The sequence below is a fragment of the Glycomyces sp. NPDC021274 genome (assembly GCF_040641195.1).
In the GTDB taxonomy this organism is placed as follows: Bacteria; Actinomycetota; Actinomycetes; order Mycobacteriales; family Micromonosporaceae; genus Glycomyces.
Map to the genome: position 1 here is coordinate 257,324 of NZ_JBFADC010000006.1, position 19,557 is coordinate 276,880.

Genomic DNA, 19,557 nt, shown 5'->3' on the forward strand with positions numbered 1-19,557 from the left:
AGGTGGACACGGCTGGTCGGCAAGAGCCGATAGCGTTTAGCATTGTCGAACGTGGCACTGCCGAGCGCGGCAATGCCGATCCGGCTCGGCCGGATGCGGACGAGGACGGAACGGAGACGCGCGGATGGCCAAGAACATCCAGTCGCTCGAGCGGGCGGCGGCCATGCTGCGGCTGCTCGCGGGCGGCGAGCGGCGCCTCGGCCTGTCCGACATCGCGTCCTCGCTCGGCCTGGCGAAGGCCACGGCCCACGGCATACTGCGCACCCTCCAGCACGAGGGCTTCGTCGAGCAGGACCCCGGCTCGGGCCGCTACCAGCTGGGCGCCGAGCTCCTGCGCCTCGGCACCACCTACCTCGACGTGCACGAGCTGCGGGCCCGCGCCCTGGTGTGGACTGACGACCTGGCGCGCTCCTCGGGCGAGGCGGTCTACCTCGGTGTGCTGCACCAGCACGGCGTGCTCATCGTGCACCACGTGTTCCGCCCCGACGACAGCCGCCAGGTGCTCGAGGTGGGCGCGATGCAGCCGCTGCACTCGACCGCCCTCGGCAAGGTCCTCGCCGCGACGGACCCGGTGGCCCACGCCGAGCTCGTGGACGCCAAGCGGGAGCCGTTCACGGCCCGCACGGTCACCGAGCTCGACGAGATCGAGGGGTCGCTGGCCCTGACGCGCGCCCAGGGGTACGCCACGGACAACGAGGAGACCCTGGAAGGGGTCGCCGCGGTGGCGGCCCCGATCTACGACCGGCGCCGCCTCGCGGTCGGCGCGGTCGGCATTACCGGTGCCGTCGAGCGGGTCTGCCGCGACGGCGAGCTGCGCCCCGAGCTCATCGCCGCCGTGCGCGACACGGCCCGCTCGGTCTCGCGCGATCTCGGGGCCAAGCCCTTCTAGCGTTTCGTCCGATTCGGCCACATTCTCGCGCCTGCCGTGTGACCCTGGTATGCCTGTCTTGCAGGCGTTTCTAGTGGTTCATGAATGGATGTGTGATGCCGGTCACATAAGACTTGACGCACCGGTAATGAAGGAGAACACTTTCGTACATCGGTCGGCATTGTCGAACGCCTAACGGCTTCAAAGTTCGCTCCGCCTTCCGTGTCGAACAAGCCCTTCCAACGAGGTCGACGCCCACCGGCGACGACCTCGGACGCAGACAAAGGAGTCGGTGTGTCCAACTCAGACATCATCATCGGCGAGGTCCTCGGCACCGCCATGCTGATCCTCCTCGGCGCGGGCGTGTGCGCCGCCGTCACGCTCAAGAAGTCCAAGGCCCAGAACGCGGGCTGGCTCGCCATCGCCTTCGGGTGGGGCTTCGCGGTCCTGACCGCCGCCTACATCGCCGCCGGCATCTCCGGCGCCCACCTGAACCCGGCCGTCACCCTCGGCCTCGCCATCCAGGGCGGCACCGACTGGGCCGACGTCCCCCTCTACATCGCCTCCGAACTCGTCGGCGCGATGCTCGGCGCCTTCCTCGCCTGGGTCGCCTACTTCAGCCAGTTCAAGGTCCACATGGCCGACCTCGCCAACCAGCCCGAGGCCGTCGAAGGCCCCGACGACGCCAAGGCCGGCCCGGTCCTCGGCATCTTCTCCACCGGCCCCGAGATCCGCAGCACCGTGCCCAACCTCCTCACCGAGATCATCGGCACCTTCGTGCTCGTCATCGCGATCCTCACGCAGGGCCTCAACGACGCCGGCAACGGCCTCGGCACCCTCGGCGTGCTCATCACCGCGCTCGTCGTCGTCAGCATCGGCCTCTCCCTCGGCGGTCCCACCGGGTACGCCATCAACCCGGCCCGCGACCTCGGCCCCCGCATCGTGCACGCCCTCCTGCCCCTCAAGGGCAAGGGCCGCTCCGACTGGGGCTACGCCTGGGTCCCCGTCGTCGGCCCCCTGATCGGCGCCGCGCTGGCCGGCGGCCTCTACAACATTGCCTTCGCGTAGCCATGCGGACACAATCGACGTATCCCTCGCCGACTCCCACCACGACAACGACGTTCTGGAGCGAACCATGACCGACACGCACACCGGCCCGTTCATCGCGGCCATCGACCAGGGCACCACCTCTTCGCGGTGCATCATCTTCGACCGCGACGGCCGCATCGTCGCCGTCGACCAGAAGGAGCACGAGCAGATCTTCCCCAAGCCCGGCTGGGTCGAGCACGACGCCGCCGAGATCTGGAAGAACGTGCAGGACGTCGTGTCCGGGGCCATGGTCAAGGCCGGCGCCTCCCGCGAGGACATCCTCTCCATCGGCATCACCAACCAGCGCGAGACCACCATGCTGTGGGACAAGCGCACCGGCAAGCCCGTCCACAACGCCATCGTCTGGCAGGACACCCGCACCGACGTCCTCTGCAAGAAACTCGGCGGCGACGTCGGCCAGGACCGCTGGCGCCGCGAGACCGGCCTGCCGCTCGCCGCCTACTTCGCCGGCCCCAAGATCGCCTGGCTCCTCGACAACGTCGCCGGCCTGCGCGAGCGCGCCGAAGCCGGCGAGATCCTCTTCGGCACCATGGACTCCTGGGTCATCTGGAACCTCACCGGCGGCGTCAACGGCGGCGTGCACGTCACCGACGTCACCAACGCCTCCCGCACCCTCCTCATGAACCTGGACGACCTCCAGTGGAACGAGGCGATCGCGGCCGAGATGGGCGTGCCCATGCAGGTGCTCCCCGAGATCCGCTCCTCCTCCGAGGTCTACGGCACCGTCACCGGCGGCCCCCTCGGCGGCATGCTCGCCGGTGTACCCGTCGCCTCGGCCCTCGGCGACCAGCAGGCCGCCCTCTTCGGACAGACCTGCTTCGCAGTCGGCGAGGCCAAGTCCACCTACGGCACCGGCACCTTCATGCTCATGAACACCGGCGAGAAGCTCATCCACTCCGAGTCCGGGCTCCTCACCACCGTCGGCTACCGCATCGGCGACCAGGACCCGGTCTACGCCCTCGAAGGCTCGATCGCCGTCACCGGCTCGCTCGTCCAGTGGATGCGCGACCAGATGGGGCTCATCAAGACCGCCGCCGAGATCGAGACGCTCGCCATGAGCGTCGAGGACAACGGCGGAGCCTACTTCGTGCCGGCCTTCTCCGGGCTCTTCGCCCCCTACTGGCGCTCCGACGCGCGCGGCGTCATCGCCGGGCTCACCCGGTACGTCACCAAGGCGCACATCGCCCGCGCGGTCCTGGAGGCCACCGCCTGGCAGACCCGCGAGATCTCCGACGCCATGGTCAAGGACTCCGGCGACGAACTCGTGGCGCTCAAGGTCGACGGCGGCATGACCTCCAACAACCTCCTCATGCAGTTCCTCGCGGACGTGCTCGACGCCCCCGTCGTGCGCCCCATGGTCGCCGAGACCACCTGCCTCGGCGCCGCCTACGCCGCGGGCCTCGCGGTCGGCTTCTGGGAGAACATCGAAGACCTGCGCGCGAACTGGCGCCGCGCCGCCGAATGGACCCCCGACATGGACCCCGAGGTCCGCGACCGGGAATACAAGAACTGGCTCAAGGCCGTCGAGCGGACCATGGGCTGGCAGGACGAGTAGGAGCATCGCGATGACCACCTTGCAGCACGTCTCCGGCCCGGAGGCGAACCCGACCGGCCCCATTCACTTCACCGAGCGGGTGGGCCGAGCCGAAGCGCGCGAGCAGCTGGGGAACGCCCAGTTCGACCTGCTCGTCATCGGCGGCGGCATCCTGGGCATTTCCACCGCCTGGCACGCCGCGCAGTCGGGGCTGCGGGTGGCCCTCGTGGACGCCGGCGACTTCGCCGGCGCGACCTCCTCCGCCTCCTCCAAGCTCCTCCACGGCGGCCTGCGCTACCTGCAGACCGGCGCGGTGAAACTGGTGGCGGAGAACCACTTCGAACGGCGCGCCGTCACCCGCCAGGTGGCGCCGCACCTCTCCCGCCCGCTCAAGTTCTACCTGCCGGTCTACAAAGGCGGCCCGCACGGCGCCGCCAAGCTCGGCGCGGGCGTCTTCGCCTACTCCGCGCTCTCCGGCTTCGGCGACGGCGTCGGCCACCTGCTCAGCCCCGCCAAAGCCCGCGCGGCCGTGCCGGAGCTGCGCGTCAAGGACCTCAAAGCCGTCGCCGTCTACGGCGACAGCCAGATGAACGACGCCCGCATGGCGCTCATGACCACCCGCGCGGCGGCCGAAGCCGGCGCCTCGGTCCTCAACTACGCCGAGGTCACCGGGCTGCGCTTTTCTAGGAAGCACAGCACCGACGGCCGCGTGTCCGGCGCCGACCTGCGCGACAAGATCGACGGCACCGAGTTCGGCGTGAACGCCCACGTCGTCCTCAACGCCACCGGCCCGTGGGTCGACCACCTGCGCCGCATGGAGAACCCGGCCGCCGACCCGTCGATCAGGCTCTCCAAGGGCGCGCACCTGGTCCTCAAGCGCACCGCCGACTGGGGCGCCGCGCTGGCCACCCCCGTCGACAAGTACCGCATCACGTTCGCCCTGCCGTGGGAGGACATGCTCCTGCTCGGCACCACGGACGAGGTGTACGAGGGCGACCCGGGCCAGGTCTCGCCCACGAAGGCCGACTTCAAGCAGATCCTCGACGAGGCGAGCCTGTCGGTGCGCTCGGAGCAGTTGCGGCCCGAGCTCATCACGTACGCGTTCGCCGGGCTCCGGGTCCTGCCGGGCGGCCCGGGCGCGACCTCGAAGGCCAAGCGGGAGACCGTGGTGACCGAGGGCCGCGGCGGGATGCTCTCGGTGGCGGGCGGCAAGTGGACCACGTTCCGCCACATCGGACGGACCGTGATGAAGAAGCTCGCTGCTCTGCCGGGCTACTCGCTCGGCGCGGAGATGGAGCCGATGGCGAACCTGCCGCACCGCCTGCCGCTGCCGGGCATCGCGAACCCGCACGCGGTCGAGCACCGGCTGCTCTCGGACGGCGGCGCGCCGCTGCCGAACCTCGGCGAGGACACCGCGAAGCACCTTGCGACGCACTACGGTTCGCTCGCGTTCGACATCACCCGCCTGGCGGGGGAGCACCCGGAACTCGCCGAGCGGGTCCACCCGGACGCACCGGAGATCATGGCCCAGGTCGTCTACGCCCGCGACGTCGAGTGGGCCGAGACCGCGGACGACGTCCTGCGCCGACGCACCACGCTGATGATCCGCGGCCTCGACACCCCTGAGGTGCGGGCCAGGGTCCAGGCGCTGCTAGACCGCAAGTGATGAGGGAGCGGCGAGGCCGCCACGCGAATCGAATTCGCGTGGCGGCCTCGCCATTTTGCTTGCGGCCCATGCGCACTGGAGTTGTCGTACCCGCATGCCATAGTTGATTCGGGGGCCCCAGGGTGTCCGTTTTGAAGGCTAGAGCCGGAAATGCGGGATAAGTCCCGGCTCGCATCCGGGTGGATCGCCATGAACAGCGAGTACGGTCGCGCCCCCGGCCCCGGCTCCATGGTGGCGAGCTCGTCGAAGAGGACCTTGAACCGGCGGCTCACCTCCTCGTACTGCTCCTCGTTGAGTCGCACGCCGAGCCGTGCGGAGTTCACCTGCTTCAGATCCGGGACTTGCGCGACTTCGGTGCGGAAGGCCTCGAGCATCGCCGTGGACAGGTCCGATTTGAACTCCTCGCCCAGGCGCAGCGCCCATGACTTCCGGGTCGCCAGGTAGGGGATCTCCCGCGAACCCCGCGCGCCGGTCCGCTCCTCCTGCGGTGCGAGGAAACCGGTGTCGACGAGCTTGCGCACGTGGTGCAGCACCGTGGCCGGGTTCGCGTCCAGCCGCTGGGCGATCTCCTTGTTCGTCAGCGCGCGGTCGAGGCACAGCCGCAGAATGCGCAGCCGCACCGCGGAGGCCACCGCCTTGGCCTCGGCCTCCGAGGCGAGCGGGCGGTCGTGCTTGAAGCCTTCTGAGCTGCGCTTGTCTGACACCACCTCATCCTAGCGGCAAGAGCGATTGACTTTTCCCAACTGATTGGAAATACTCAATCGCATGATCGCCATCGGCGCCCCCGTCCCCGACGCCCCCGCGAAACGCGACCGCCTGGGCCTCCTGCGCGAACCCGACTTCCGAGGCCTCTTCCTCTCGACCACCGTGGCGCAGTTCGGCTACCAGATCTCGACGCTCGCGCTGCCGCTCGCCGCCGTCATCGCGCTCGACGCCGGCGAGTTCGAGGTCGGCCTGCTCTCCTCGATGACGATGGCCGCGTTCCTGCTCATCGGCCTTCCCGCCGGCGCCTGGATCGACCGGATGCGCCGCCGCCGCGTCCTCATCGTCAGCGACGTCGTGCGCGCCGTCGTGCTCATGACCGTGCCTGTGGCCTGGTGGGCCGATGCGCTCACCATTTGGCAGCTGTACGCGGTCGCGTTCCTGATCGGCGTCTTCACCGTGTTCTTCGACGTCTCGTACCAGAGCTACCTGCCGCACCTCGTCGGCCGCGACCGACTCGTCGAAGGCAACGCGAAACTCGAAGTCGTGAGGTCGACCGCGCACCTCGGCGGCCCGGTGCTCGCCGGGCAGCTCATCGGCTGGCTCACCGCGCCCGTCGCCCTGGCGTTCGACGCCGTCGCGATGGGCGCCTCCGCCCTCTTCCTCGTCCGCATCCGCCGCCGCGAATCCAAACCCGAAGTCGCCCACGACGCCAGGATCGCCGCCGAGATCAAGGAAGGCCTGGCCTTCGTCTTCAGCAACCGGATCCTGGCGTCCATCGTGGCCGCGACCAGCTGGTGGAACCTCTGCATGAGCGCGTACTTGGCGATGGTCGTGGTGTTCCTGCCGCGCACCCTGGGCCTGACGCCGGGCGAGATCGGACTGTTCTTCGGCGTGTTCGGCGCGGGCGGCCTCATCGGCGCCTTCGTCACCGGCCCGGTGACCAATCGGCTGGGCCAGGGCCGCGCCATCTGGCTCGCCGCGCTCGTGCCCTCGCCGGGGCTGTTCCTGCTGCCCGCCGCCGAACCCGGGTGGCAGGTCTGGATCGCCGCGGCCGGCATGGGCGCGGTCGGCGTCGGCTCGGTCGTCTACAACGTCAACCAGGTGAGCTTCCGCCAGCGCCTCACCCCGGACCGGCTGCTCGGCCGCATGAACGCCACCGTGCGGTTCCTCGCCTGGGGCCTTAGCGCGGTCGGTGCCCTTATCGGCGGGATCCTCGGCGAGTTCGCCGGAGCGCGGGCGACGCTCTGGATCGGCGCAGTCGGCGTCTGTCTCGCCTTCCTACCGGTCTTCTTCTCGCCGTTGCGGAATCTGCGCGACCTGCCCGGGCCCGCTGAGCCCGAGCCGGTCGCCGTCTCGGGCTGACGGTGTCAGTCGGCGAACGACGCCAAGGCGTCGGCCAGTTCGCCATAGGTCGGCGCGAGCGCCCGCAGGGACTCGGCGGCCGCGCCGGTGCGTCCGGCGGTGAGGTCGTACTGGAGCCCGCCCACGAGCCGGGCCTGCCTGGCGGTGATCGCCGATGCCTCGTCGGCGCCTGCCGCCGCCAGGCAGGCCCCCGCATCGGCGAGCCGCCGCGTGCCGACCGCGACGGCGAAGTCCACCAGCTGCGACCGCATCTTGTCCGGCATCCCGTCCTCGCACAGATCGGCGAGTCGTTCTGCCGCTTCGCGGTTGGCGAGCGTCCCGGCCGAGACGGGGTGGTCGTGGTCGCCGCGCAGCCAGCTGATCGCGGTGGGGATCGCTTCCCGGACGGCCTGCGCCGCGGTCGTCTCCCGGATCCGCATGAACGCCCGCCGCGAGGTGAACGATGTTCCATAAGGGAGCGTATCGGTCCGCCATGCGGCGACGAACTGCTCGACCGGAAGCGTCGCGAAGGGGTACCCGGCCGGGTCGTGGAACCGGACCAGGTCGTCCTCCACACCGAGCACGACCACGTAATGGTCGGCCTCCCAAGGGGTGCCGCGACCCGGTGCATGCGTGAGCAGCCCCATCTCGACCGGGCCGACGAGCAGCGGCTCGCCGGGGCCCGCCGCGCGAAGCCGGCCGGCCGCGTCCTCGGGGGTCCCGCCGGATTCGCGGAGGCACGCGAAGCCCCAGGCGGTGCAGGCGGCGTCGAGGGCGATGTCGCCTTCCCAGCCGGCCGGGTCGAAGAAGGGCGTCGTGCCGTCGAGGAGCTGCATCCCGAACGGCGAGCCGGTGAGCACTTCGAGGACCCCCGGCCCGGGGGAGTCGGGACCGAGGACCATCGCGAGCGAGTTGGCGTAGCAGTAGTGGCCGGAACCGGTGTAGGGCAGGAACATGCAAGTTCTCCAGGGTTCGAGGAGCGGTTCCGTCCAACGCTACGTTTTTCAATTTTTCAAGACAATGGGGACGAAATTCGGATCACACCGGGTCTCGCCGGACTCAGGGCTGCGCGTCGAAGCCGGGGGAGTAGACGTATCGTCCGCGCAGGCCGTCGTGCCAGCCGGCGAGCCTGCGGATCTGGAACGCGGGCTCCCAGGCGGGGTCCTGCGGCTCGACGCCGTACCGCGAGGCGGGCTCGAATCCGAAGCGGCCGTAGTAGTTCGGGTCGCCGAGGAGCATGATCATCGGTTCGTCCAGCGCGTCAGCGGCGCCGATCGAGGCGTGCATGAGGGCCGATCCGATGCCCTGGCCGTGCAGGGCCGGCTCGACGCCGATCGGGCCGAGGCCGAGGATGCGGGTCTCGCCCAGCCGCCCGTACGAGCAGACGGCGTGGCCGACCGGTTTGCCGTCGGCCTCGGCGACGAACGACAGCTGCGGCACCCAGTCCTCGCTGCCGCGCAGCGCGTCCACGATCGCGGCTTCGGTTCCGGAGGAGTAGGGGCGGCCGGCGAAGGCGGCGTCGTGGAGGGCGTGGATGAGGGGCGCGTCGCCCTCGGTCTCGCGTCGAATCAGAGTCACGGGGCGAGTATCACAGCTCGCGCCAAGGCCCGCAACGGATTTCGGCAGGTCAGGCACGGCGCGACCTGGGGCTGGAGGACCGCGGCGACGATCAGGAGTGCGGCGGTCGCCGCACGGTCGAATTGATGGCGGTGTGTCAGCTCACCGCCGCTGACCTCCGGTTTCGTCTGGGCTTGTCACGTTTCCGGTCCGGACCGGGTCGGTACAGTGGTGGCCCGAGTGGAGGATGCGATGAACGAGGGTGTTGTCGACGAGCAGGGTGCGGCGGAGTTCGAGGAGCACCGCGCGCATCTGCGGGCTGTCGCGTTCCGGATGCTCGGCAGCACCGGTGAGGCGGACGATGCGGTGCAGGAGGCGTGGATGCGCTTCGCCCGCACCGACACCGCCGCTGTCGCGAACCTGCGCGGCTGGCTCACGACCGTGGTCTCGCGGATCTGCCTGAACCTGCTGCGCTCGCGGCGCCATCGCCAGGAGGACGCCCTCGACGCGGACCTCCCGCTGGCCGCGGGCCCGGGCGCGGGCGGCGACCCGGAGCTCGACGCGGTCATGGCCGATTCGGTCGGCCTCGCGCTCCAGGTGGTCCTCGATGCGCTCGGCCCGGCCGAGCGTGTGGCGTTCGTGCTGCACGACCTGTTCGGTGTGCCGTTCGACCGCATCGCCCCGGTGCTCGACCGCACGACGGAGGCGACGCGCCAGCTTGCGAGCCGCGCCCGCCGGCGCGTGCGGGAAGGCCGCGAGCGGGCCGAGGCCGATCGCGATGCGCGGCAGCGGAAGTCGGTAGTGGAGGCGTTCCTGTCCGCCGCCCGTGACGGCCGTTTCGAGGACCTGCTCGCCGTGCTGGACCCGGACATCACCGTGGTCGCCGACGCGGAGGCCGTGGCGACCGGCTTCTCCGGCCGCGAGGTCATCGGCGCGTCCGCCGTGGCCGCGATCTTCAACGGTCAGGCGAAGGACGCCGTCACGGTGCTGGTCGACGGCCTCGCCGGAGCGATGTGGGCCCCGGGCGGCACGCCGCGGTCGGTCCTGGCGTTCGCCGTGGTCGACGGCAAGGTGGCGAGCATCGAGATCATGAACGCGCCGGACACGATCGCGACGCTCGAACTGGCGGCGTTCCCCGGGCAGGGCTGACGCCATCGGCGACCAGGAAGAGATGCCCTTATGCAACGATCGCCGAGGGGTACGACAATGCAGGGTGCCCAGGGCAAGGAGAAGCCGGTGGCCTTGCTCACTGAGCAAGGCCACCGGCTTCCTTCCATGGTCCTCTGGCTACTGCTCGATGAGGACCTTCACGTCCCACGGGCCGAGGGGCAGTGAGGCGCCCGCCTCGTACGCGGTGTCGTCGATCGCGTCGGTCACGGCCGCGGGCAGCGGGAAGCCGACCTCGTTCCAGGACCAGTTGTGCACGAACCGCACCGTGCGGCCCTCACCGGTGACACCGCTGGTCACGGTCAGGCTCGGGTGCTCGGGCCGCCACGCGTTCTCGGGGACGATCCACTTGAACAGGGACTTCCCGAAGGCCGCGTTGGGAATCGCGCCCACATAGGTGACCCGGCCTTCCCCGTGCGGCTTCGTCGTCGCCGCCGCGAACCGGCCGTAGTGCGGGTGCACGTACTCGGCGAGGGTCTCGGCGCCCTCCACGTAGAGGCCGTCGGCCCACTTCACCGCCGCCGAACCGGCTTCCAGTTCCAGCGGCGAACCCTCCGGAGCCTGCACGGTGATCTCGCTCGTGAGGTTCGCGAACTCCTCGTACCAGACGCCGGCGGCGTCACGCAGCCTCGCGGGCTGCACTTCCTGGCGCGCCCGCGCCTCCTCGTCGGCGTAGCCGGTGCGCGGACCGACCACGAGGTGGCCGCCCGCGGCCGCGTAGGCACTGAGCCAGTCGAGCATGTCGTCGTCCTCGGCGTACAGGCCCGCGGCCACGAGGACCGGGTACTCCGCCACCGCTTCCTCGGGCGAGCCGAGCTGGCTCGTGTGGACGATCCGCGCTTGCAGCCCGGCGTCGAACGCGCCCCGGTAGAACGGGCCGTGGATGACCTCGAACGAGCGGTGCTCGGGGCCGCCCTGATCGTTCTGGATCTGCGGCTCGGCCGCCAGCGCCCACTCGCTGCGCTTGGAGTACAGGACGGCCACGTCCGCGCCCGGCACCAGGCCCTGGAGGGCCCCACCGGTCTTGCGCAGCTCCTTGCCGATCTGCGCCAGCTCGCGGTACGTCCTTCCGGGCCGGCCGTTGTGGGGGAGGACCCCGCCCCAGTACGTCTCGGCTCCGAAGTGGAGGGTCTGCCACTGCCAGTACTCGATCATGGCCGCGCCGCGGGAGATCAGCGACCAGGCGCACTGCCGCCACTGGCCGTCGTACGCCGGCTCGTTCCACCACGGCATGCCGATGGCCTGCGCGTTGGTCTCGGTGACCAGGTACGGCGCCTGCTTCGAGGCGTACATGCGGTCGGCGGAGTGGTAGAGCGCCCAGGCGCCCTTGGTGTTCCAGTCGATGGCGTTGCTACCGCCCTTGGCGGGCATCTCGAGGCCGTCCTGCATGGCGTAGTACGGGTTCCCGGCGGTCACGTCGAGGTTCTCGGTGAGCGAGGTGTCGTCGATGCCCGGGCGCGAATACGAGATGCACGTGGTCACGAACTGGTCCTCGCGCGCGTACTCGCGGGCGATGTCCGCCTGCCAGGAGATGAACTCCGTGGTGAGGTCGGCCTGGAACCTGCGCCACGCGAGTTTGTACTGCGGCTGGGCGTTCCCGTCCGGGCGCCACAGGTCGGCCCAGGTCGTGAGGCGGTGTGACCAGTAGACGAGGCCCCATTCGCGGTTGAGGGTCTCGACGTCGCCGTACTGGTGCCGCAGGCGGTCGACGAACTGCTGGAAGACGCCCTCGTTGTGGAAGATCCGCAGGCCGGGCTCGTTGTCGACCTGGTAGCCGATGACGGCCGGGTGGTCCGCGTAGCGTGCGAGGATCTTGCGGCTGACCCGCTCGGCGTGGAACTTGAACGCGGCGTGGGTGTAGTCGACCTCCTGGCGCTCGCCCCATCCGATGCGCTGGCCGGTGCGGTGCTCGCCGGCGATCTCGGGGTAGAGGCGCACGAGCCACGGCGGGACGGCGTACGTCGGGGTGCCGAGGATGACACTGATGCCGCGCTCGTGGGCGCCGTCGAGGACCGGCTGGAGCCAGTCGAGCTCGAACCGCCCGTTCTCGGGTTCCCAAGTGCTCCATACGGACTCGCCGACGCGGATCACCGAGAACCCGGCTTCGACCATGAGGTCGAGGTCGGTCTTCAGCCGCGCTTGGGCGGCCTCGGTGTCGAACCCTGCGGCGGCGTCCGGCTGGTACTCGAAGTAGTAAGCGGCCCCGAAGAGGATCGGGTTCGGCCAGTTGCTCATGCTCGGCTCCTTATGACTACGTAGTCAGACGTACCGTACGCAACCCCGGGAGCGTATGTCAACCCCTACCCCGCCCGCGCCGATTCCGTTCGGAGCGCGGTAATGCGAGGAGCCGCGCGCAGCGCGACCAGTGCGAAGCGCCATGCGCGGCGCCGGCAACGGCAAGAGCCGCCCGCGAACGCGGACGGCTCTGCGACCAGTACATCCGGCCGGTGCTCCTAGTACTCGACGCCCAGCGCCCGACCGGACTCCTCGGCGTCGATCGGCGATTCGACCGGCTCCTCCTCGGCCAGTTCCGAGAGCCGGATCGGGGACGCGATCGGCCGCTTCGCGAAACCGGCCGGGTCCACATCCGCCAGCTCGGCCACGTTCTGACCGCAGACCCGGCCCTGGCACAGGCCCAGCCCGGCCCCGCTCACGAGCTTGAGCGCGCGCACCGCGCCCACGTCCCGCTCGTCGACGGCGCGGTAGAGCGACGCTCTTGTGACCTCCTCGCACCGGCACACGATCGTGTCGTCGCGCAGCCAGCCCTGCCAGCCCGGCCGCACCGGGTACGCCGCGTTCAACGCCGCCGCGAACCGCCGGCCCGACCGCACTCTCGCCATCGCCCTCACGGGCGGCTCGACCGCCGCACCCACGTACTTCGCCGCCGCCGCACCCGCGACCGCGCCCTCGGACGCCGCCAGATCCGCCCCGCCGATGCCCGTCAGCTCCCCGGCCGCGAACACCCCCGGCGCCGAAGTGCCCTGCGCCGCATCCACGACGACGAACCCGTCCTCGACAAGGCACCGCGCCGCCAAAGCGAGCTCCAACTGCGGCGTGAACCCGAACCCGACCGCCACCGCGTCCGCCTCGAGCCGCCGCTCCGAACCGGGCACCGGGTTCCACAGGGCGTCGAGCCGCGCCACGGTCACCGACTCCACGCACTCGCTGCCGTGCGCCTCGATCACCGCGGTCCGCGACCGGTACGGCACCCGGTGCCGCGCCAGCATCCCCGCGTACCGCGCCAGCTCGCCCGTCTTCGACCAGCCCGCCAGCGCCCCAGTCGCCTGCGCTTTGAAAGGACGTGACAGCCACCCGGTCACCGCCGCGTTCGCCTCCGCGACCTCCACGATCCGCGCACCCGCGCCGATCAGCGAGGCCGCCACCGGCAGGAGGAACGGCCCGGTCCCGCTGACCACGACCCGGTCGCCGACGGCCACGCCCTGGCCCTTCGCGAGCGCCTGCGCCGCACCGGCGGTGAACACGCCCGGCAGGTCCCAGCCCGGGAACGGCAGCGCCCGGTCGTACGCGCCGGTGGCGAGCACGAGCGCCCGCGCCTCCACCGCCCGGCCGATCCGGTCCAGGCCGTCGGCCGGACCGACCCGCAGGTGCACGCGGTGCCCGCCGTCGACCGGCTCGATCGCCCACACCGCCGCGTTCGCGACATGCTCCACGTTCGGCGCCAATACGAATCGACGGCGCGCCAGCTTCGCCGAGGCTGCTTGCGAGACGTCACTCGACAGCGCCGAAGGGGCGAACCGGTCCCCGGACGCCACTGCGTCCTGCCGGTGGTACTGCCCGCCGAGCTTCGCGCCCGCGTCGATCAGGACCACCTCGACCCCGTGCAGCGCAGCGGCATTCGCCGCCGCCATCCCCGCCGGGCCCGCGCCGATCACCACGATGCGCCTCATGACGGCAGCTCCGCTCCGGCCTGCGTGCGAATGTCGTCGCCCTCGGCGACCACCCGCTGGCACGCCCGCACATCGGGCACCCCGTTCACCTTCACCAGGCAGTCGAAGCACACCCCGATGCCGCAGAACAGCCCCCGCGGCCGGCCGCCGCCCCGGGTGGTGCGCCACGAGCGGATCCCCTTCGCCAGCAGCACCCCCGCGACGGTCTGGCCCTCCTGGACCTCGACCTCTTCGCCGTCGAACCGCACTCTCACGTCCGCACCTCCGCGATCACCGCTGGCCTGTCCACTTTGAACCGCGACGGGTCCACTTCGGATTCGCGCCCGCACATCAGATCCGCGAGCAGCCGCCCCGTCGCCGGAGCCAGCCCGATCCCCGCGCCCTCGTGCCCGGACGCGTGCCACAGGCCCGGGAACCGCGGATCCTCGCCGATCACCGGCAGGTGGTCGGGGGTGTACGGCCGGAACCCGCCGTACGTGCGCATCACCGGCACGCCCGCCAGGACCGGGAACAGCTTCACAGCGCTGCGCGCCAAGCGCCGCAGCACCTCGACCTGCAGCGCCTCGTCGAAGCCCACGCGCTGGCGGCTCGACCCGATGAGGACCGTGCCCGTCGCGGTCGACTCGACGACCGCCGACACCTGCAGATCCACGTCCGAACTCGCCACGGCCGCAACGTAATCGGCGGCATAGACCTTGCGGCCGACGACCTGGGGGAGCGGGGCGGTCACCAGGACCATGCCCCGGCGCGGCAGCACCTCGATCGGCGCGCCCGCGGCGACGCTGAAATGCCCCGCCCACGGCCCGCACGCGTTCACGACCGCGCCGCACCCGATCGTCCCTTCGCCCACGCGCACGCCGGCGACCTTGCCCGATCCGTCGAACACGAGGCTGTGCGCCTCGGCCCCGCCGCGCACCTCGCCGCCGCGGGCGCGCACGGCCGCGAGCAGCGCGGTCGCGGCGAGCACGGGCTGCAGCTGCGCGTCCCCGGGGTAGTGGACGGCGCCGGCGACCTGCTCGGTCAGGTACGGCTCCATCGCGCGGGCCTCATCGGGGGTCACTTCGACCGCCTCGACGCCGACCTCACGCTGGGCCTCGGCGAGGATCGCGAGCGGCCCCACGGCGTCCTGGTCGGTGGCGACCACCAAGCCGCCCTTGGGCTCCCATTCGACCCGGGCGACCTCGTCGCCGAGCTCGGCCCGGAGCGACTCGATCAGCTGGGGCCACAGCCGCCGCGAGAGGACGGCCAGGTCCAGTTCCGGCCCGGGGGCCTTGTCGGACAGCAGCACATTGCCCTCGCCCCCGGCCGTGGTCCCCCCTGCGGGGGCGCCACGGTCGACCACGAGGACCCGCAGGCCCGAGGCACTGAGCGCCTCGGCGCACGCAGCACCGATGATTCCGGCCCCGATCACGACAACGTCAGCGGTCTCGATCCGACTCACCCGCCCCTCAGTACTCGCACGATCAGAGAGTATGCCCGCCCCAGGCCCCGCCTACACGGTGGTCCACGGACCGGCGCGGCGCTCCCGAATCGTGGAAACCGGGCGACCGCCCGCGCGCGCCCTGCCGACAGGGACATGCGATCGAACGACGATCCCTCCGTCTAACCCCCCAATGGCCCGCTCGACTCCTGCGGCCTGAACGGCGCCCTCACGGGTGCCGGATGAACTCGATCGAGCCGCCCACGATCGTGCCGCCCGCCTTCTCCAGCAGCGCTTTCGACCCCATGTTCGCGGCGTCGCATTCGGTGGCGACCTTCGTGTGGCCGCGTTCGCGCAGCACCCGGAACGCCCGCCCCAGCAGCGCCGCCGCCACGCCGCGGCCCCGGTACGGCCGCGCCGCGCAGACCAGCCCGAGGCGCGGCCCGGACTCCGTCATCCAGACCCGGACCATCCCGGCGAAGCGCCCCGCCGCAGGGTCCCACGCGACCGGGTAGACCGCCGGATCGTACGCGGACCCATGCTCATCCGCCCAGAACTCGGCGCTCGAACGCCAACCCCGCAGGCCCGGAATGTCGGCGCGCACGTCATCGTCGAAGCGTCGCACCGCCTCCATGCCGAACTGCTCGGGCGGACCGATCTCGAGTCCGGCCAGCGCCGCCTCGTCCCAGTCCGCCGCCGTCGCCACGGGCATCGTCCAGTCGTGCTCATAGCGCTCGCCGATGAACCCGGCCGCCGCGAGCTGCCGCTGTATGCCGGTCTCGTGGACGTCCGCCAGCGTGTACACGGGCCGCCCCGCACCGAGCGCGTCGCACAGCGCCGCGATCAGCTCCGCGTCGATCGGGTCGAACCAGGCGAAGCGCTTGCCGTCCGGGCGGTCCCACAGGTGCGCCGTCCCGACCCGGCCGTCGCCGTCGCGGGCCTCCCAGCGGTCCTCGATCTGCTCGATCTCCAAGGATCTCCTAACCTCTCCTGGGCGGGGTGCCGTAGACCGGGCGGTACTCGGCGAACTCGGTGGTGAACAGCGCCAAGCCCTCGGTGATGCCCGGCAGGCGCCGCTCGACGCCGTGGACGGCCTCGGTCGGCATGAACCCCGAGACGTATCCGGTGGTCTCGGTCGAGAACTGGCCCTTGATGTCCGCTCGCGCCTCACCGAGCGTCTTCAGGACCGCGTTCCCGGTCCCGGCCGGGAACTCCACATTGAAGCTGTTGACCGGTTCGCAGACCTCGGTGCCGGCCTCCTTGAGCATCCCGTCGAGAAGGAACGCCGTGACCGCCCGGAAGTCGTTCGCCGTGCTCGCCCGGCCGATGTACCCGGTGGCCGTGAGCAGCACCCGGCAGTCGGTGACCGCCCAGCCGTACAGTCCCCGCTTCAATACTTTGTGGACGGTCTCCTCGACCGCGTTGCGCAGCGCCCGCGTCAGCGAGCCCCGCTCGACCTCCAACCCGTAGTGCAGGCCCGAACCCGGCTCGCCCGGCTCCAGCCGCAGACCCACCGTCGCTACGTGCGGGGTCTGCTGCCACGGTCCCATCTCGTGCAGCGCCTCCACGGTCCGCACCGGACGCTCGATGTGGATCGCCCGCGTCTCCTCGAACTCGACGGCGATGCCGAAATCCTCGTCGAGCAGCGAGGCCACGACCTCCTTCTGCACCTCGCCGTAGAGCCGCACCGCCATCTCCTCGGACAGCTCGTCCAAGTGCGGGTCCACGAGCGGGTCGCGCTCGGCCAGGCTCAGCAGCGCCCGGTTCAGCGGGATGCGGTCCTTCGACTCGGCCGGGCGCACCACCGTCTCCAGGGTCGGCGGCGTGAAGAACCCGCCGCTCGCCAGCGCCTCCTCCGAGCCGATCGCGTCCCCGATGCGGACCTCGGTGAGCCCCTTGACCTTCGCGATGCTCCCGGGTTCGGCGACGGCCATCACGGTCTCGGTGCCCGTGGCGAACACTTCGACGCCGGTCACCTTGCCCTCGAACGACTCGACGGTCCCGTCGACGCGACGGAACGTGGTGAGCTGCTCGCGCGGCGCGATCCGTCCACTGTGCAGCCGGATGTACGCGACCTTCTGGCCCGCCGCGCCGTGCTCGACCTTGAACACCGTGCCGACCGGCGCGCCTTCGGGGTCGCGCCGCGGCACCGGCAGATACCGGCGGACGCCCTCGGTCAGCGCCGCCACGCCCGCGCCTGTGACGGCCGACCCGAAGTACACCGGGTGCGCCCTGCCCGACCGCACCTGCGCGGCCAGCTCCGCCTCGCAGTCCAGCGCTGCGGGGTCGTCGAGGTACGCGGCCAGGAACTCGTCCGAGCCCGCGGTGAGCATTTCGATCGCTTGATCGGTGAAGGCCGGATCGCCGAACGCGAACGGCTCCACCGAAGCCGCACCGGTGCCGATCTCGCGGACCGTGCCCATCGGCAGCAGCCGCGGACTGAGCATCTCGGCCAGGTCCTCCAGCAGATCCGCTTCGCGCGCACCGCGGCGGTCGACCTTGTTCACGAACAGCAGGGTCGGCACCCCGAGCCGCTCCAACGTGCGGAACAGGACGCGCGTCTGCGCCTGCACGCCCTCCACGGCCGACACCACCAGCACCGCGCCGTCGAGCACGCGAAGCGCCCGCTCCACCTCGGCGATGAAGTCGGTGTGGCCGGGAGTGTCGATGAGGTTGACGGTGAGGTCGTCCAACCGGAACGCCACGACCGCCGACTGGATGGTGATCCCGCGGCGCCGCTCCAGATCCATGGAGTCGGTCTGCGTGCTGCCGGAGTCGACGCTGCCGACGCGGTCGATGATGCCCGCGTTGAACAGCAGCCGCTCGGTCAGGCTGGTCTTACCGGCGTCGACGTGGGCGAGAATCCCCAGGTTCAGAAAGCTCGGGCTGAGATACGACAATGCAAGTCCTCGAGAGTGGGATCGACTGGAAGCTGATGGAGCACTCCGAGTTTTGGCGCATTGCGATCTCCCTCTGCGGCGAGGACTGACACGTCAGAACCGACGATGTGCCGAGGTTAGAGCCCGTGCGGGGACCGCGCAAGCGAATTAACGCGCAGCGGGCGGCTAGCATTTCGGGGCATGGAGCAGACCACCCTGCAAGACGCGCTCAGCGCCGACGAGATCACGGCCGCCAACGAACTCACCCGCCGCTGGCTCACCGGCCGCGCCGAGGTCCCCGCGGTCGCCTCCGGGCTCGGCATCTGGCCGCTGCTCGCCGTCCTCGCCACCGGCGCCGTCGAAGCCACGCTCGAAGAGCTGCTGGAAGCGGCAGGCATCGACATCGGCCAGGCCGCCGCCGTCCCGACCGCGCTCCTGGACGCCGTGCAGTCGGCTCCCGCCCTCAGCCTCGCGCTGGCGGCCTGGGCCGGACCCCGCGTCGCCCTCGACCCCGACTGGGTCGCGGGCCTCCCGGGCGACGCCATCGGCGCCCTCACCGGCGACCCGGCCGTCGACGCACCCGCCCTCGACGAGTGGGCCGATCGGAACACCGGCGGCCTCATCAAGAAGATGCCGGTCAGCCTCGACGAATCGATCGAACTCCTCCTCGCCAGCGCCCTGTCGGTGCGCACCAAGTGGCGCACGCCGTTCGAAGAGCATCACGGGCTCTTCCAGACCGGTCCTTGGAAAGACCGCGGCAAGGTCCTCAGCGCCTCGTACCGCGAGGAGGTCCTGCGCGTGGGTCCGGACACGGCCGTGCTCACCGTGCCGGGACACGACGACATCGACGTCCTGCTCGCGCTGGGCCGCGAGGAGGCCAGGCCGCAAGAGGTCGTCTCGACCCTCATCGACGCCGCCGCCGACCCCCGCTGGGGCCGCTCGGCGAGCGACCTCACCGCGGATGCGCCCTCGATCGGCGTCAACCGCTACGAGTACCGGAGTCCCGACCCGCAGACCGCGCCGGAGACCAACGCGGTGGTGCCCGCCTTCACGCTCGACAATGAGCTCGACCTCCTCGAGGACGCAGCCGTGCTCGGCCTTGAACTGGCCTCCGACGACGAGTTCGCCCAGTTCGACCGCCTTGCGGCCCAACGCCTCTACGTCAGCCAGGCCAAGCAGGTCTGCACCGCGGTGTTCAGCGCCACCGGCTTCGAGGCCGCAGCCGTCACCGCGTTCGGCATGGACTGGATGGGCTCGGCGCCGCCGGAGCCGATCCACAAGCATCGGCGCGCGGTGGTCACCTTCGACCGCCCCTTCGCCTACCTCGCCCGCCACCGGCCCTCCGGCCTCATCCTCATCGGCGGCTGGGTCGACAACCCGGGCGGATAGTCCATCGGACCGG

Annotated in this window: 15 protein-coding genes and 1 pseudogene; 7 read left to right on the forward strand and 9 right to left on the reverse strand. The window is 71.0% G+C overall.

The window, feature by feature from the left end; all coding sequences use genetic code 11:
* Positions 1–124 precede the first annotated feature (124 nt).
* From AB0I03_RS16155 to AB0I03_RS16170, 4 genes are all read left to right on the forward strand, one after another.
* The gene (locus AB0I03_RS16155) at positions 125–889 is read left to right on the forward strand and encodes an IclR family transcriptional regulator (RefSeq protein ID WP_360412897.1); all 765 of its coding nucleotides are present in this window, start codon (positions 125–127) and stop codon (positions 887–889) included.
* Between the two features lie 273 nt (positions 890–1,162).
* Positions 1,163–1,936, forward strand: coding sequence for an MIP/aquaporin family protein (locus AB0I03_RS16160; protein WP_360412900.1), 774 nt, complete (start codon positions 1,163–1,165; stop codon positions 1,934–1,936).
* 67 nt (positions 1,937–2,003) lie between these two features.
* Positions 2,004–3,533: a glycerol kinase GlpK gene (gene glpK, locus AB0I03_RS16165; RefSeq protein ID WP_360412903.1), complete on the forward strand. Its 1,530-nt coding sequence runs from the start codon at positions 2,004–2,006 to the stop codon at positions 3,531–3,533.
* A 10-nt stretch (positions 3,534–3,543) separates the two neighbouring features.
* Positions 3,544–5,178, forward strand: a complete 1,635-nt coding sequence (locus tag AB0I03_RS16170) for a glycerol-3-phosphate dehydrogenase/oxidase (protein WP_360412906.1) — start codon at positions 3,544–3,546, stop codon at positions 5,176–5,178.
* Between the two features lie 500 nt (positions 5,179–5,678).
* Here AB0I03_RS16170 and AB0I03_RS16175 read toward each other — a convergent pair.
* Positions 5,679–5,885 (reverse strand): annotated as a pseudogene (locus AB0I03_RS16175) (winged helix-turn-helix domain-containing protein); the annotation flags it as partial.
* Between the two features lie 58 nt (positions 5,886–5,943).
* Here AB0I03_RS16175 and AB0I03_RS16180 point away from each other — a divergent pair.
* The gene (locus AB0I03_RS16180; RefSeq protein ID WP_360412909.1) at positions 5,944–7,245 is read left to right on the forward strand and encodes an MFS transporter; all 1,302 of its coding nucleotides are present in this window, start codon (positions 5,944–5,946) and stop codon (positions 7,243–7,245) included.
* 5 nt (positions 7,246–7,250) lie between these two features.
* Here the strand turns inward: AB0I03_RS16180 and AB0I03_RS16185 are convergent, their stop codons facing one another.
* Positions 7,251–8,180, reverse strand: coding sequence for a hypothetical protein (locus tag AB0I03_RS16185; RefSeq protein WP_360412912.1), 930 nt, complete (start codon positions 8,178–8,180; stop codon positions 7,251–7,253).
* A 103-nt stretch (positions 8,181–8,283) separates the two neighbouring features.
* Entirely contained in the window at positions 8,284–8,802 is a 519-nt protein-coding gene (locus tag AB0I03_RS16190) for an N-acetyltransferase (protein ID WP_360412915.1), read from the reverse strand.
* A 231-nt stretch (positions 8,803–9,033) separates the two neighbouring features.
* Between AB0I03_RS16190 and AB0I03_RS16195 the strand changes: the two genes are divergently transcribed.
* Positions 9,034–9,930: a sigma-70 family RNA polymerase sigma factor gene (locus AB0I03_RS16195; RefSeq protein WP_360412918.1), complete on the forward strand. Its 897-nt coding sequence runs from the start codon at positions 9,034–9,036 to the stop codon at positions 9,928–9,930.
* Positions 9,931–10,068: 138 nt separating this feature from the next.
* On the opposite strand, the gene AB0I03_RS16200 is transcribed toward AB0I03_RS16195, so the two are convergent.
* The 6 genes from AB0I03_RS16200 to AB0I03_RS16225 form a co-directional block, all read right to left on the reverse strand.
* On the reverse strand, positions 10,069–12,183 hold the full coding sequence (locus AB0I03_RS16200) for a beta-galactosidase (RefSeq protein WP_360412921.1): 2,115 nt from the start codon (positions 12,181–12,183) through the stop codon (positions 10,069–10,071).
* Positions 12,184–12,401: 218 nt separating this feature from the next.
* Positions 12,402–13,856 carry an FAD/NAD(P)-binding oxidoreductase gene (locus AB0I03_RS16205; protein ID WP_360412924.1) on the reverse strand — a complete coding sequence of 485 codons (1,455 nt, stop codon included), beginning with the start codon at positions 13,854–13,856 and terminating at the stop codon, positions 12,402–12,404.
* Complete coding sequence (locus AB0I03_RS16210) at positions 13,853–14,110, reverse strand: (2Fe-2S)-binding protein (RefSeq protein ID WP_360412927.1); 258 nt, start codon at positions 14,108–14,110, stop codon at positions 13,853–13,855. Before AB0I03_RS16210 ends, AB0I03_RS16205 begins: the two co-directional genes overlap by 4 nt.
* Positions 14,107–15,288, reverse strand: a complete 1,182-nt coding sequence (locus tag AB0I03_RS16215) for an FAD-dependent oxidoreductase (protein WP_360413099.1) — start codon at positions 15,286–15,288, stop codon at positions 14,107–14,109. Before AB0I03_RS16215 ends, AB0I03_RS16210 begins: the two co-directional genes overlap by 4 nt.
* A 217-nt stretch (positions 15,289–15,505) precedes the next feature.
* On the reverse strand, positions 15,506–16,249 hold the full coding sequence (locus AB0I03_RS16220) for a GNAT family N-acetyltransferase (RefSeq protein WP_360412930.1): 744 nt from the start codon (positions 16,247–16,249) through the stop codon (positions 15,506–15,508).
* Positions 16,250–16,256: 7 nt separating this feature from the next.
* Positions 16,257–18,176: a GTP-binding protein gene (locus AB0I03_RS16225; RefSeq protein ID WP_360412933.1), complete on the reverse strand. Its 1,920-nt coding sequence runs from the start codon at positions 18,174–18,176 to the stop codon at positions 16,257–16,259.
* A gap of 180 nt (positions 18,177–18,356) precedes the next feature.
* Between AB0I03_RS16225 and AB0I03_RS16230 the strand changes: the two genes are divergently transcribed.
* Positions 18,357–19,544 (forward strand): serpin family protein, encoded by a 1,188-nt coding sequence (locus tag AB0I03_RS16230; RefSeq protein WP_360412936.1) that lies wholly within the window; start codon positions 18,357–18,359, stop codon positions 19,542–19,544.
* Positions 19,545–19,557 lie beyond the last annotated feature (13 nt).